This window comes from Terrimonas ferruginea DSM 30193 (genome assembly GCF_000425585.1).
Lineage (GTDB): Bacteria > Bacteroidota > Bacteroidia > Chitinophagales > Chitinophagaceae > Terrimonas > Terrimonas ferruginea.
Genome location: NZ_KE384399.1, coordinates 381,785 through 397,192 on the forward strand (window position 1 = coordinate 381,785; position 15,408 = coordinate 397,192).

The 15,408-nt window shown below is 49.3% G+C and carries 6 protein-coding genes; all 6 read left to right on the top strand.

The window, feature by feature from the left end; translation table 11 throughout:
- The first annotated feature begins 1 nt into the window (after position 1).
- Positions 2 to 1,768 (top strand): RagB/SusD family nutrient uptake outer membrane protein, encoded by a 1,767-nt coding sequence (locus H608_RS0116240; protein WP_051268385.1) that lies wholly within the window; start codon positions 2 to 4, stop codon positions 1,766 to 1,768.
- Between the two features lie 226 nt (positions 1,769 to 1,994).
- The gene (locus tag H608_RS0116245) at positions 1,995 to 4,718 is read left to right on the top strand and encodes an alpha-d-galacturonidase (protein WP_028788607.1); all 2,724 of its coding nucleotides are present in this window, start codon (positions 1,995 to 1,997) and stop codon (positions 4,716 to 4,718) included.
- A gap of 135 nt (positions 4,719 to 4,853) precedes the next feature.
- Positions 4,854 to 6,419, top strand: a complete 1,566-nt coding sequence (locus tag H608_RS22670; RefSeq protein ID WP_038008710.1) for a glycoside hydrolase family 28 protein — start codon at positions 4,854 to 4,856, stop codon at positions 6,417 to 6,419.
- Positions 6,420 to 6,425: 6 nt separating this feature from the next.
- Positions 6,426 to 9,227 (top strand): glycoside hydrolase family 95 protein, encoded by a 2,802-nt coding sequence (locus tag H608_RS22675; RefSeq protein WP_038008713.1) that lies wholly within the window; start codon positions 6,426 to 6,428, stop codon positions 9,225 to 9,227.
- Positions 9,227 to 12,706, top strand: coding sequence for a malectin domain-containing carbohydrate-binding protein (locus tag H608_RS0116260; protein ID WP_028788608.1), 3,480 nt, complete (start codon positions 9,227 to 9,229; stop codon positions 12,704 to 12,706). The genes H608_RS22675 and H608_RS0116260 overlap by 1 nt, the downstream gene beginning before the upstream one ends.
- Complete coding sequence (locus tag H608_RS0116265) at positions 12,703 to 15,408, top strand: family 78 glycoside hydrolase catalytic domain (RefSeq protein ID WP_245565768.1); 2,706 nt, start codon at positions 12,703 to 12,705, stop codon at positions 15,406 to 15,408. The genes H608_RS0116260 and H608_RS0116265 overlap by 4 nt, the downstream gene beginning before the upstream one ends.

Here is a 15,408-nt window from a genome sequence, read left to right on the forward strand (position 1 = left end):
AATGAAACGCATTAAATATCTGCTGCCGGTTTCAGCCTTTGCGCTGGCTTGCCTCGCAGCTCCTTCCTGCAATAAACTGGAAGAATACAACCCGTCCAATGCAACAGCGGACGCTACCTGGAACACCCCGGAAGGGTTCATCACAGCCGTGAATGCGGCCTATTCCGAACAACGCTCCTGGTATGGAAAAGAAGACGGTGCCTTCATGTCCGAATCAGGTACCGACCTCTGGTACAACCGCGATAAGAATACCTATGCCCGTCAGCTTACACAATATGATGGTCTCACCGCAGCCGACGGCAACCCGCACAAAGCTGCCTGGGTATTGTTGTGGAAAGCGATCAACCAGGCCAATGCCGGCATCAACCGCATAGATGGCGCAGGGTTTACCAACGACGCCGAAAAGAACAGAAGACTTGGTGAACTCCGCTTCCTGCGCGGCTTCTACTACTGGCATGTGGTGGAGACATGGGGTGGTGTGATGTTGCGCACCACAGAAACGCAGTCTCCCGTGCTAACGGCGGTGCGTAGTACCGTGGCACAATTCTATGATCAGATCTTTGCGGATCTGCAATTTGCAGCAGACAACCTGCCAAACGAATGGCTGGTAAATGCCAGCACCAATGAATACAGCCGCGCTACCAAAAAATCTGCTTTAGGATTTCTGGCCCGCGCTTATTTATCCCGCGCTTATTATTCAACCGGCGCCGAAGCGCAGGGCTTTTTCACCAAAGCCCGCGACGTGGCAAACGATGTGATCGCACGTCAGGCCGAACTCAAGATCAGTCTCTGGCCCAGCTATGCCGAACTCTTCAATCCCGCCCGTAATAAAGACATGGGAAAAGCAGGCGGAGAAGCGTTGTATGTGATCAGTAATTCCGTTAACCCCGGTCTGAACTATGACGACAACGGTAACCGTTTGTTTCATGTGTATCAGGCGCCTTACATGGGGAAGCCCGGATTGATCCAGAGTCTTGCTTATGGCTATGAAAACAACCGCCGCCTGATGCCTTCGCTGAGCCTGTTGAATTATTACAATGAAAATATCGACTCGCGTTACGAAGGATCGTTCCAGGAAGTATGGCTGGCGAATGCCACTACCACCTTCACCTGGACGGCAGCACAGGCCACTACTTATCAGAAAGATGCCAGTGTGATCGGTAAGACCATCGCTCCCGGCGATACCGCCATGCTGATCACCAAACAAGTGATTGCAGATAAAGCAACACGCAAATACGTGGTGTATGACCGCAATGATGTATACAATACAGACGGCACAATCAAGACCGGTAACAACTATGTATCGTTGCGCAAATTCCGTGACCCGGATCGCAGTGCGCCCAACGTACAGGCCGGAACAAAAGACGTGATCGTAATGCGCCTGGCGGAAATGTACCTGATTTCAGCAGAGGCGGAATTTCAGTTGAACAGTCCCGGTACAGCAGCTACACGCATCAACGTGTTACGCACGCGGGCGGCCAAACCCGGACAGGTAGCGGCCATGCAGGTGACTGCCGGTGACATCACCATTGATTTCATTCTCGAAGAAAGAGCCAGGGAACTTGCAGGAGAAAATATCCGCTGGTTTGATGTGAAGCGCATTAAAAACGGGCAGAACGGGGCGGAAGCATTTTCGGCTTACATCAAAAGAAAAAATCCCGATGTCAATAAGGTCCAGGACTTCCATCGTCTTCGCCCCATTCCCATCGCGGAAATGCAGGCATTGCAAAATGCAGCGGAGTTCGGTCAAAATCCCGGATACCAGTAAAATCTTCATTTTTTTAGAGCAATCGTTTATTTCCGAGGGGCCTTTCCAGGCCCCTTTTTCCATTGATAAATCAGCCAAAAAGAGAAGCAGGTGGATAAATAGTAAAATCCTCCATGCCCGCAGTCATTTTTTACCTTTTTATCGGGTGCATCTTCCCGTACTTTTATTGCGTCCTTATTACCCGTATCGCTTTGCGGGAGAGATTGTTTGACCATAAATTACCCGGATGAATAGTTGCCGCCGTTTCGCGTTCGTTTTCCTGTTACTGATTACTGTTACCCATATTGCCCGGGCCGGTTTGAATCCAATCCGGATCGTACTGGTTGTAGAGAACAATGCCGCTCCCCGCGTAGCGTTTGGTGTGGAAAAACTCAGCGAAGCGCTGCAGCAACATGGATACATTGTTGTAAAAGCTAAAGCGGGACAAAAAACACGCGACCGTATCATTCAGATAACACTCGCTTCTTCCGGCAAGAAAGAAAGCTTTGCCATCAAAACGGATGGCAAAGGCAAATTAGTCATATCCGGCGCCGACGCATCAGGTATACTTTACGGATGTCTCGAAGTCGCAGACAGAATCCGCGCACAGGGTACACTGCCCGATACCATCAATTTCAGCGATGCGCCTGAAATGGTCCTGCGCGGTGCCTGTATCGGTGTACAAAAACCTTATTACCTGCCCGGGCGTACCGTATACGAATATCCTTACACCCCCGAAACATTTCCCTGGTTATACGACAAAGAACATTGGGTGCGCTACCTCGATACACTCGTCACCAACCGCATGAACTCGTTGTATCTCTGGAACGGTCATCCCTTCGCTTCGTTGGTGCGGCTGAAAGATTATCCTTATGCAGTGGAAGTGGATGATGCCACTTTTCGCAAGAACGAGGAAATGTATAAGTTCCTGACCACGGAAGCAGATAAAAGAGGTATATGGGTGATACAAATGTTTTACAACATCATCGTATCAAAACCATTTGCCGAAAAACATAACATGAAAACGCAGGAGCGTGAACGTCCGATTATTCCAATCATCGCCGATTATACCCGCAAATCCATCGCAGCATTCGTAGAAAAATATCCCAACGTGGGACTGATGGTTTGCCTCGGTGAGGCCATGGAAGGCGTGGGCCATGATGACATTGAATGGTTCACTAAAACCATTATTCCCGGTGTGAAAGATGGATTGGACGCATTGGGCAAAACGGAACAACCTCCGATCGTGCTTCGTGCGCACGACACCGACGCACCTGCCGTCATGCGTGCTTCTTTGCCTTTATATAAAAATCTGTATACCGAAGCCAAGTTCAACGGCGAAGCGCTCACAACACCCGAGCCGCGTGGACAGTGGGCAGCCTTGCACCGTGAACTCAGCGGACTGGGATCCGTGCAGATAGAGAACATTCACATTCTCGCCAACCTCGAACCGTTCCGTTACGGCTCTGCAGATTTTATTCAGCGATCTGTCATCGGTATGCATGACAGCATGGGCGGTAATGGTCTTCACCTTTATCCGCAGGCATCATACTGGGACTGGCCTTATTCTGCTGATAGTGTAAAAGGCGGCAAACGTCTCTTGCAGATCGAGCGCGACTGGATCTGGTACCGCGCCTGGAGCCGTTATGCCTGGCATGCCCGCCGCGACCGCAAAGAAGAGATTAATTATTGGAGTGGCTTGCTGGCTGCCCGTTACGGGTGCGCACCCGGAAACGGACAACAAATTCTCGAAGCATACGAACAATCAGGAGAGATCGCGCCCAAACTGCTGCGCCGCTTTGGTATTACCGATGGCAACAGGCAAACATTGACATTGGGTATGCTCATGACGCAACTGATCAATCCTTTCCGTTACGGACTGTTTACTTTGTTGTATGATAGTGAAAGCCCGGAAGGAGAAATGCTGATTCAATATGCGGAAAAGGAATGGAAAAAAGAAAAACATATCGGTGAAACGCCTGTGCAAATCATTGCAGAAGTAAAAGAGCATGCGCGTAAAGCAGTGGCCGCCGCTGAAGCCGCCGCTGCCGGTATCACCCAAAACAAGGAAGAATTTGAGCGGCTGAAAAATGATATGTATTGCTACCAGGCATTGGCTTTTCATTTTGCTTACAAAGCTGAAGCGGCCTTGTCCATATTACGATACAAATATTCCAACGATGTAACGGACCTGGAAAAAGCATTGCCCCTATTGGAGAAAAGTGTAGACTATTATCGCGAGCTGGCAAAACTGACCAGCAGTTCTTACCTGTATGCCAATAGTATGCAGACGGGTCAGCGAAAAATCCCCATCCGCGGAACCGACGGCAAAATGAAAACATGGACAGAAGTGTTGGTGCCCTTTGAAGGAGAACTCACGCATTTCCGGCATGCTGTTGATTCATTAAAAAACAAACCTGCAACAGGAGTCAAGATAGTGGAAGTCCGCGCCGCTACGGTGAAGCTGGCCGATGCAGGGCTGAAAAGATTCAAACTTGCTGCGGGTCAATCAGCTTTCAGCGATACAGTTGCGCTTACGGGTAAGTTCACGCCCGAGCTGGCCCGTATGGAAGGTGTACAACTCAACTGGCAGAAGCAGATCGAACAGGGAACACAACTCACCTTTACGACCGATAAACCGGTGAAAGTGCTGGTCGGTTATTTCAAAAAACGCCAGGCAGCCTTCAGCGGACCGTCGGTGTACCTGAAAGCCCCCGAACTGGAAACCAACGCGAGCGCTAATGACTACGGGCAAGCGGATATCAGAATAGCCAATGCATTGGTGGTAAAAGGACAGCCCCCGGTGAACATTCACACGTATAGTTTTCCGGCGGGTACGCACACATTGAAACTGGCGAAAGGTGTTTGCATGATCGTTGGTTTTGCCGAAGGATCAAGTGAGGTGCCGGTGTTTGACGCCGGGCTTACGGAAAATGGCAGCAGCCGCGAGATTGACTGGCTTTTTGAATAAGTGAATAAGTGAATGGTGAATGGTCAATGGTCAATGGTGAATCGTCAATCGTGTATACACGAACCAGATCCGGAGCACTGCACCTAAACTCATAACTTACTACTTACTACTTAATACTTACTACTTATTACTCAAATGAAAAGAATATTCTTTGTTGCAGTACTGCTGACATCCGCCACAATCCTCCACGCGCAGGGCTGGTACGATGTAACGAAATTCGGAGCGAAGCGCGACAGCTCGGCGAAAGCAACCGCCGCCATCGCCAAAGCCATTGCCGCTGCCTCCAAAGCAGGCGGCGGTACGGTTTATTTTCCCGCAGGGAAATATCTCACCGGTCCCATACACCTGAAAAGTAACATCACTATCCACATCGATGCGGGCGCCGAATTACATTTCAGCGACAACTTCGACGATTACCTGCCAATGGTAGAGACACGGTATGAAGGGGTAGATGTTACCAGCTTTTCCCCGCTATTCTACGCTTACAAAGCAGAGAACATTACCATCACCGGACGCGGGCTGATCGATGGACACGGAAAGAAATGGTGGGATTTTGTAGAAGGATATAAAAATGGTCAACCCCGTTCACGTTGGCAGATACTATTCGATAGTTTGAATAAAAACATCCTGCTGCCGGATGATCCCAAACAAATGAAACGCGGTTTTTTACGTCCGCCTTTCATTCAACCGATGTTTTGTAAAAATGTGTTGATCGAAGGCATCAGCATCCGCAATTCACCTTTCTGGACCGTCAATCCACAGTTCTGTGAAAATGTAACGGTGAAAGGCGTAACGATCAACAATCCGCCTTCACCCAATACGGACGGTATTAATCCGGAGTCTTGCAAGTATGTACATATTTCCGATTGTCATATCAGCGTGGGCGATGATTGCATCACTATTAAATCCGGAAAAGATATTCCCGGCCGAACAAAAGCCGCGCCGGCACAGAATTACACCATCACCAACTGTACCATGCTTTCAGGACACGGCGGCGTGGTGATCGGCAGCGAGATGAGCGGCGGCGTTAAAAATATTGTGATCAGTAATTGCGTATTTGATGGCACGGATCGCGGTATCCGTATCAAGACCACCCGCGGCCGGGGCGGCGTAGTGGAAGATATCCGTGTCGATAACATCATCATGAAAAATATCCGCGAACAGGCAATCGTGCTCGATATGGCTTATTCCAAAACAACACCTGAACCTGTTTCCGAACGCACGCCAAAATTCCGTAACATCCGGTTGAGCAATATCACGGCTTATACAAAGGAAGCTATCTTTATCAACGGGCTGGACGAAATGCCGGTGCAGGAATTCAGCATCCAGGATGCGTATTTTGAAGCAGAAGCCGGTATCATCATCCGCAAGGCAAAAGATATCGAATTGAAAAACGTACGTATTGCCACAACGCGCGGGGCGGCCATCGATGTAAGCGAAACCGAGCGCATCGATATAGATGGTTTGAGTTCGGTACAGGTGCGTGACAGCCTGCCGCTGATCCAGTTGAATGATGTGAAGCAGGCGGTGATCCGCAACAGTTGGCCGCAACAGGGGACGACACGTTTTGCCGAAGTAAAAGGAGCAAAAACAACACAGGTTATTTTCCATAATAATATTTTGCCGCAGGCAGCACCCGGTATTCAGATCAATGGAGATGTGCCTGCAAAAGCCGTTACTATTTCTTCATCCGTTAATTGATTGCGTATGCTTCGCCGGTGGAATATATGTATACTGCTGATCCTGCTGTCGCAGCTAACGAATGCACAGGATAACCTGTCGCTGTGGTATAAACAACCGGCTGTGCGCTGGACCGACGCATTGCCCTTAGGCAATGGCCGCATCGGTGCCATGGTCTTCGGCGACGTAAAAGAAGACCGCATTCAATTTAACGAAGAAACATTATGGACCGGTGAACCGCGTGACTACACGCGTCCGGGGGCTGCACAATATCTGGATACCATTCGCCAGTTGATCGCACAGGGAAAGCAAAAAGAGGCGGAGGCATTGGCAGAACTGCATTTCATGGGCAGCAAATCCACCGAAGGCAAAACGGCGGAATGGGAAAAGCAAATATTGTCACGCCAGGGATTAAAAGGCAACCCGGCTTTGTCTGATTATGATGATGCAAAATGGAAGACCATGCCGGTGCCATCCTATGAAGGGTGGGAGAGTGCAGGTTTCGAAGGATTAGACGGTGCCGTATGGGTGCGTACCCGTTTTTCCGTTCCGGATCAATGGCTGAAGCAGGAAACAATACTTGATCTCAACCGTGTACGTGGCGATGATTATGTCTATATCAATGGTCAGCCGGTAAAGCGTAACGACCAATACAAATACAACATACCTGCGGGGCTTCTGAAGAAAAGAAATAATACAATCGCCGTGTTGGTGCTTAATTATTTTGACAAGGGAGGCGTTGCCGGTTATAAAGACACGACAAAAAAGATCGGCATCTATCCTGTGAGCAGCAGTGGCAACGATCGCCTGGTCTTAAACGGCAACTGGAAATATTTTATCCAGGATGATAATCCTCCGCCCGCGCCACGTTACCAGGCAGATTATCAGCCTTTCGGTGATCTGTGGCTGCGTTTTTTTCACAATGAAAAAATGATAACCGGCTACCGGCGCAGTCTCGATATCAGCAAGGCCATTTCCTACACCACCTACAAATCCGGCGATACCACCTTCCGTCGTGAATACCTGGTGAGCCAGCCGGATCAATTGCTCGCAGTAAAACTGGATGCAGATCGCGCAAGGTCGGTCAGTCTGCAGATCGCATTGACCAGTCCGCATAAAATTGCTGAAGTGCGTACCCGCCCGGATGGTTCCATGACATTAAAAGTGCAGGTCCGTAACGGCGCATTGAAAGGTCAGGCCGATCTGCAGGTAAAAATCCGCAATGGGAAATTGTCGGTAAAAGACAAACGTGTGGTTATTGAAAAAGCCGACGAGGTCATTATCTATCTTACAGCCGCCACCAACTATCGCAATTATAACGATGTATCGGCCGATCCGGCTAAACTGTCTGCCACCGTGATGCAGCAACATGGCAGGCGTTCGTTTGACCAGGTAGAGGCGGCACATCTCGCGGAGTATCGTGCTTATTATGATCGCTTCTTTGTGGAGTTTGATAAATCCCTCAATGATCATATCCCAACTGATGAGCGGCTGGCAAATTTTGCAAAAGCACCCGATCCTTCCTTTGCGGCGTTGTACATGCAGTACGGCCGTTACCTGCTCATCGCTTCTTCGAGACCGGGTACGCGCCCGGCAAATCTGCAAGGTATCTGGAATGACCTGTTGCAGCCACCGTGGGGAAGCAAATACACAACTAATATCAACCTCGAAATGAATTACTGGCCGGCGGAATTACTGAATCTTTCTCCGTTGCATGAGCCGTTATTCAACATGATAAAAGAACTGGCGGAGACCGGCAGGCACACCGCCAAAGTTCACTATAACATGCCTGGCTGGGTCTTGCATCACAATACCGATCTCTGGCGTGGTACGGCTCCGATCAATGCCGCCAATCATGGCATTTGGGTAACCGGTGGCGCCTGGTTGTGCGATCATTTGTGGGAACATTACCGTTATACAAAAGACATAGATTTTCTTTCGGAGAAAGCCTATCCGCTCATGAAAGAAGCCGCGCTTTTCTTTCAGCATTTCCTTATCCGCGATCCTAAGACGGGCTGGATGATCAGCACGCCATCCAATTCTCCCGAACACGGTGGACTGGTTGCCGGTCCTGCCATGGATCACCAGCTCATCCGCAATCTTTTCCGGCAGGTGATCAGTGCGTCCGAAATATTGAATAAAGATGCAGTCTTCCGCGATAGTTTGAAAAAGCAACTCACGCAGATTGCGCCGGATCAGATCGGTCGTTTCGGACAATTGCAGGAATGGCTGGAAGACAAAGACGATAAAAATGATAAACACCGGCACGTATCTCATCTGTGGGCAGTGTATCCGGGATCGGAGATTAATGCAGACGAGCAGCCCGCTTTATGGAAGGCAGCGCAGCAATCGTTACTTTTCCGTGGTGATGAAGCCACCGGTTGGAGCCTCGGCTGGAAGATCAATCTCTGGGCGCGTTTTCTCGACGGTAATCATGCTTTCAAATTGATAAAAATGCTATTAAGCCCTGCCGGAAATGGTGCAGGCAGTTACACAAATCTTTTCGATGCCCATCCGCCTTTCCAGATCGACGGTAATTTCGGTGGTGCGGCAGGGATCGCGGAAATGTTGCTCCAAAGTCATACAAAGTACATCGATATACTTCCCGCGCTGCCGGCTGAATTACCGGAGGGCACCATCCGCGGACTTTGTGCACGCGGCGGATTTGTTATAGATATTGATTGGAAAAACGGTGCGCTGGTTCAGGCGAAGATTGTATCAAATGCAGGAGATACACTCCGTTTACGTTACAAAGGGCAGGTAAAAGAATTGCCCACTGCCAAGGCAGGTGTTTATATTTTTGACAGTAATCTGAAGAGGATAAATTAATGAAGACCTGGTTTTGCTTTTTGGTTTTTTGTTTGTGCTGTGCTGCTACAGAAGCACAACGTGTCTCCACGCGCCTGGACGATAACTGGTTGACGATTGCGGGCGACATGCACACGCTTCCCGCTTCACAATACGCGGCAGCCTCTATTGAAACAAAGAATTGGAAAAAAGTTTCGGTGCCGCATAACTGGGATGCTTACGAAGGTTACCGGCGATTGCTGCATGGCAACCGCCACGGTGAAGCCTGGTACCGCCGGTCGCTTCGTATTGGCCAATCACTGAAGAACAAAAGAGCTTTGTTGTTTTTTGAAGGTGCCGGTTCTTATGCAACGGTTTATCTCAACGGCAGACAAGTCGGTTATCATGCCGGCGGGCGTACGAGTTTTACTATCGATATTACAGAGGTGGTTAAAAAGGATAACCAGGAAAATATACTGACCGTTTATACCGGGCATCCTGCCAATATCCGCGATCTGCCCTGGGTTTGTGGTGGTTGTTCGGAAGAGCGGGGCTTTTCCGAAGGCTCTCAGCCCATGGGCATTTTCCGCCCGGTTCACCTGGTCATTACATCGGATATTTCCTTTGCTCCCTTTGGTATTCATGCCTGGAGCGGCGAGGACGTAAATAAAGAAAAGGCTGTTTTGCGGGTACGTACTTCATTTAAAAATAAAGCTACAGCCAACAGGAAGGTCACACTGGTTACGCGTCTCGTCAATCAGGAAGGAAAGATCATTACAACGATCTCTTCTCAACATTCAGTAAAACCGCTCGATTCGATCGATGTAGATCAGCAGCCCGTTACTGTCACTGCGCCGCGCCTGTGGTCGCCGGCCGATCCTTATTTGTATAAAATTATTTCCGAACTCCGCGATGAAAAAGGCGTACTCGACAAAATAGAGACCGATTATGGCTTCCGTAAAATAAAATGGGACAGCAGTAGTCACCGGTTTTTTATAAATGACCAGCCGTTGTTCATCAATGGTGTGGCGGAGTACGAACACATCATCGGGCAAAGCCATGCGTTCAGCGATCTGCAGGTAGAAGCCCGCATGCGCTGGTTGCAAAGTGCCGGCTTCAACGCCTTCCGCGACGGACACCAGCCGCATAACCTGCGCTATGGTCAGTGGTGCAACCGCATGGGAGTGCTCTGGTGGACGCAATTGTCCGCACACGTTTGGTTTGACTCTCCCGCCTTCCGCGAGAATTTTAAAACCTTGTTGAAAGAATGGGTGATTGAAAGAAGGAACGATCCCGCGGTTATTCTCTGGGGTTTACAGAACGAGAGCAAATTACCTGAAGACTTTGCACGTGAATGTACCGAACTCATTCGTTCGCTCGATCCGACCGCTTCTGTGCAAAGACTGGTAACTACCTGCAATGGCGGTAGCGGCACCGATTGGGATGTGCCTCAAAACTGGACCGGTACTTATGGTGGTGATCCGGCTACTTATGCCAACGATCTCAAACGACAGGTATTGGTGGGCGAATACGGCGCGTGGAGAACAATTGATCTGCATACGGAAGGCCCGTTTGTTCAAAACGGTCCGCTGAGTGAAGACCGCATGACGGAATTAATGGAACAGAAAGTCCGCCTGGCAGAATCTGCGAAAGACAGTCTCGCCGGTCATTTCTTCTGGCTCCTTACTTCACATGACAACCCCGGCCGCGTGCAGGGTGGCGAAGGCTGGCGGGAACTTGACCGCATCGGCCCGGTGAACTATAAAGGATTGTTGACGCCGTGGGAAGAACCCCTGGACGTTTACTATATGTATCGCAGCAACTATGCCGATCCGGTTACACAACCGATGGTGTATATCGTGTCGCATACCTGGCCCGGCAGATGGACAAAACCAGGCATAAAAAATGGCATTACTGTTTATTCCAATTGTACCGAGGTAGAACTTTTCAATGATCTTGATAATGCTTCATTAGGACGGCGTAAACGAAACGGCATTGGCACCCATTTTACCTGGGACCATGTGAACATTCAATACAATGTACTGTACGCGGTAGGCTATCGCGATGGCCGGCCTGTTGCGAGAGATACGATTGTATTAAATCATCTTCCGCAGGCCCCGGGGTTGAAAAAATTTTATGAAAAACAACCGGACATCACCACACCGCAGAAAGGATCTCATTACTGGTATCGTGTGAATGCGGGCGGTCCGGCATATATGGACAAACTGGGCCAACGCTGGATGGCTGACCAGGTCTGGGAAGGCAAAGGCATATGGGGCTCTCAATCGTGGACGAAGCAGTTTCCCGGTCTGCCTGATTTTTTTGCCAGTCAGCGGAGAACATTTGTGCCACTGAAGGGGACAAAAGATCCTGAGCTGTTCAGCACCTTCCGTTATGGAAGAGACGAGTTGACCTATCATTTTCCGGCTCCCGCAGGAGAGTACAGTATTGAACTTTATTTCACCGAACCCTGGCTGGGTATTGGCGGTGGTACAGATGCAAAAGGTATGCGCGTGTTTGATGTGGCGGTGAACGGCAAAGTAGTGTTGAAAGACCTGGATATCTGGAAAGAAGCGGGCAGTAATAAAGTACTGAAGAAGATCATTACCGCGCAATCAGCCAATTCAGAATTGATCATCAGTTTTCCGCGGTTGACGGCAGGACAGGCCGTAATATCCGCTATTGCTATAGCGACAAAGAAACCACCTAAACTGAAGGCAAGAGAACTTTCTTTGGCCACTATACATTCACCTTCCAATGTGAGCACAGAACACTGGCTGGATATCGGTCAGCAGGTTTTTGCCGATACGTCTATTTCATTCAATGCATTGCCTCCGGCTGTCTTTGGTGCACAATGGATAAAACCGGCATCGCCTGATCCGCAGAGCTATCATTTTTCCGTAACAAAACCAACCGACGTGTACGTGGCTATCGATACGCTAAAAATGGTAAAGGATGAATGGAAGGAATTTGAAAATACGCAGACATTTCTTGAAACGGATGAAAACGGCGGTAAGTCATACACCTTATACCGGCACAGGCTGCGAGCTACGCGCATGCTCAAACTGAGCAACGTTACCGGTCCGGTAATCCTTGTGCCGGTATCGACCATGCAGCCGGCTTTCGATCTGAAGAAAACAATACCTTATCGCGCAGAAAAAGCGACTCTTTCCACAGGCGTCGCAATGGAATCATTCGGCGGTCGCAACTGCGCTGTCATAAAAGTTAACGATCCGGTGAAAATAGCGTGGACCATTGAAACCGGCGTTGCCGATGTATACGCATTGACATTTAAATACTATTCACCACAGGAAAAAAATATCAGGGGACGTATAGAGGTAAGAGATGCCGGCAACACGTTGCTGGTAGATAAAGAAGTAGACCTTGATTTTACGCGTCCCGGCAAATGGAACCAGTTTACATTTGATACGGGTACGCAGATCAATGCGGGAAGTTATAAAGTGATCTTTCATACATCCGGTGCAGCGGGCATTGCTGTTTCGGGAATTGAAATACAATGATGAAGTATAAAATAAGTCTGTTCGTATTGTCCCTGTTCCTCTTTTCGGCAACGAAAAGATTGGTGGCGCAATCATTGTCCGTGGCCGCCTTGCAATGCGAATACTTAACCGAACCGCTTGGTATAGAAGCGGCAAAACCCGGATTAAGCTGGCAGATCAGGTCATCTGCTCAGCAGGTGATGCAGACCGCTTACCGCATTCTCGTCAGCGATGACTCGCTCGCGTTGCTACGCAACCAGGGAACAATATGGGATTCCGGAAAAATCCCGTCAGATCAATCGCTCATGGTGGGCTATAAGGGCAAGTCATTGAAAGCCGCCACGAAATATTACTGGAAGGTAATGGTGTGGGATAATAAAGGCCGCAGTTCCCCGTGGAGCGCGGTTGCGAGCTGGCGCATGGGACTATTGACCAGGGCCGATTGGAAAGGCGCGTCATGGATCGCTTATGACGTATTGCCCGATTCTTCCGTGATCGTTCCCCTGGCGCATGGCCGTGGAAAAAAAGAATGGGGACCCAGACGCGACGTACTTCCTTTATTCAGAAAGTCATTCATCATCCATAAAAAAATAAAGAGCGCTACAGCTTTCGTAACCGGCCTTGGACAGTTTGAGTTTTTTGTTAATGGTACAAAAGCTGGCGATCACTTTCTCGATCCCGGATGGACACAATACAGCAAACATGCACTGTATGTGCCGTTTGATATAACCAGTCAATTGAAACCAGGAGAGAATGTGTTGGGCGCTATGCTGGGCAATGGCTTTTACTATATCCCGGGTGAACGTTACCGCAAACTAACCGGTGGTTATGGTTATCCTAAAATGATTGCCAACATCGTGATCGAATATGCAGACGGAAGCACCGTGAATATCGTAACTGATCAATCATGGAAAACGGCGCCTTCACCCGTTTATTTTTCCAGCATCTATGCCGGAGAAGATTATGATGCGGCGCTTGAACAGGACGGTTGGGATAAAACAGGATTCAGCGATAATCATTGGCAAACGGTGAAGATCACGGATGGCCCGCCCGAACTGGATGCACAGCTTATTCATGCAGTGAAAGTGATGCAACGGTTTACTGCTGTCAAAACGACAACCCTCCGGCCCGGTGTACAAGTAGCCGATCTCGGACAAAATGCATCCGGTATTCCATTCATTCGTGTCCGCGGTCAGAAAGGCGATACCATCAGGGTGATACCGGCTGAACTGATTAACGAAGATGGTTCGGCCAACCAGAAATCAACCGGCAGTCCGGTATATTATACTTATGTATTAAAGGGCGAAGGAGAAGAAAGCTGGCAACCACGTTTCGCTTACTATGGTTTCCGTTATTTGCAGGTAGAAGCTATTGCAGGAAACGGTCATACGCAGGCACCAACAGTATTAAATGTCGAAGGCCTGCACATCCGCAATGCCGCTCCGCAAAACGGAGCTTTTCAATCATCGAGCGTTTTGTTTAACCAGACACATGAACTGATCCGCTGGGCGGTAAACAGCAATATGGTGAGTGTGTTCACCGATTGTCCGCACCGCGAAAAATTGGGCTGGCTGGAACAAACACACCTCGTGGGAAGCTCAGTCCGCTATATCTATGACATTGCTGCACTGGGTCGGAAAGTGGTGCGCGACATGATGAATTCGCAAACCCCTGATGGACTGATACCGGAGATATCTCCCGAGTTCCACCAATTCGTCGATCCGTTCCGCGATTCGCCGGAGTGGGGAAGTGCCGGTATTATCCTGCCCTGGTATTTGTACCAATGGTATGGCGATAAACAAATCGTGGCGGAAGCTTATCCGATGATGCAGCGTTATATTACTTATCTGCGTGGCAAAGCCAATAATCATATTCTCACGCAAGGCCTGAGTGACTGGTACGATCTGGGGCCTGAGCGCCCGGGCTTTTGTCAGTTGACAACGCCGGGCATCACCGCAACGGCCATCTATTATTACGATCTTTGCATTCTCGAAAAGATCGCAGCCATGCTTGGCCAAACCGCCGATGCAGCGGATTATAGAAAACAGGCGCAGGAAGTAAGAAAAGCCTTCAATGATAAATTCTTCAACGGGCAAACAAAACAGTACGGCACAGGAAGTCAGACATCCAATGCGATGGCGCTTTACATGGGCCTGGTAGAACCGGCTAATCGCAAAGAAGTGTTGAATAATCTAGTACATGATATACGCACCCGTGATTATGCGTTAACGGCCGGTGATATCGGTTACCGTTATGTGTTGAAGGCATTAGAAGAAGGTGGCTACTCAGATGTGATCGTAAAAATGAATAGCCGGACCGACGTTCCCGGTTATGGTTATCAGCTGGCGAAAGGCGCTACGGCGCTTACGGAATCATGGTCGGCACTGCCCGTTGTTTCCAACAATCATTTCATGCTGGGACATCTGATGGAGTGGTTCTATGCCGGGCTTTGTGGTTTGAAAACGGAAAATGGAAGTGTGGCCTTTAAGCAGATCCGTATCGCACCGCAGGTAACCGGCGACATCACCAATGCATCCGCGCGTTACGAGTCGCCCTATGGCCTGGTATCCGTTAATTGGGAGCGTAAAGGAAAACAGTTCAGGATGCGGGTAGTCATTCCTCCGAACACAACGGCTTCGATCGAATTGCCCGCGAACAACAAATACAAAACACCGGTCACAACAGGTTCAGGTGAACATGTTTATGAAGTGACCTTACAATAA

Excerpts from the sequence above, each read along its gene's own strand:
- H608_RS0116240 (WP_051268385.1), top strand. The coding sequence starts at position 2 with ATGAAACGCATTAAATATCTGCTGCCGGTTTCAGCCTTTGCGCTGGCT.
- H608_RS0116245 (WP_028788607.1), top strand. The coding sequence starts at position 1,995 with ATGAATAGTTGCCGCCGTTTCGCGTTCGTTTTCCTGTTACTGATTACT.
- H608_RS22670 (WP_038008710.1), top strand. The coding sequence starts at position 4,854 with ATGAAAAGAATATTCTTTGTTGCAGTACTGCTGACATCCGCCACAATC.
- H608_RS22675 (WP_038008713.1), top strand. The coding sequence starts at position 6,426 with ATGCTTCGCCGGTGGAATATATGTATACTGCTGATCCTGCTGTCGCAG.
- H608_RS0116260 (WP_028788608.1), top strand. The coding sequence starts at position 9,227 with ATGAAGACCTGGTTTTGCTTTTTGGTTTTTTGTTTGTGCTGTGCTGCT.
- H608_RS0116265 (WP_245565768.1), top strand. The coding sequence starts at position 12,703 with ATGATGAAGTATAAAATAAGTCTGTTCGTATTGTCCCTGTTCCTCTTT.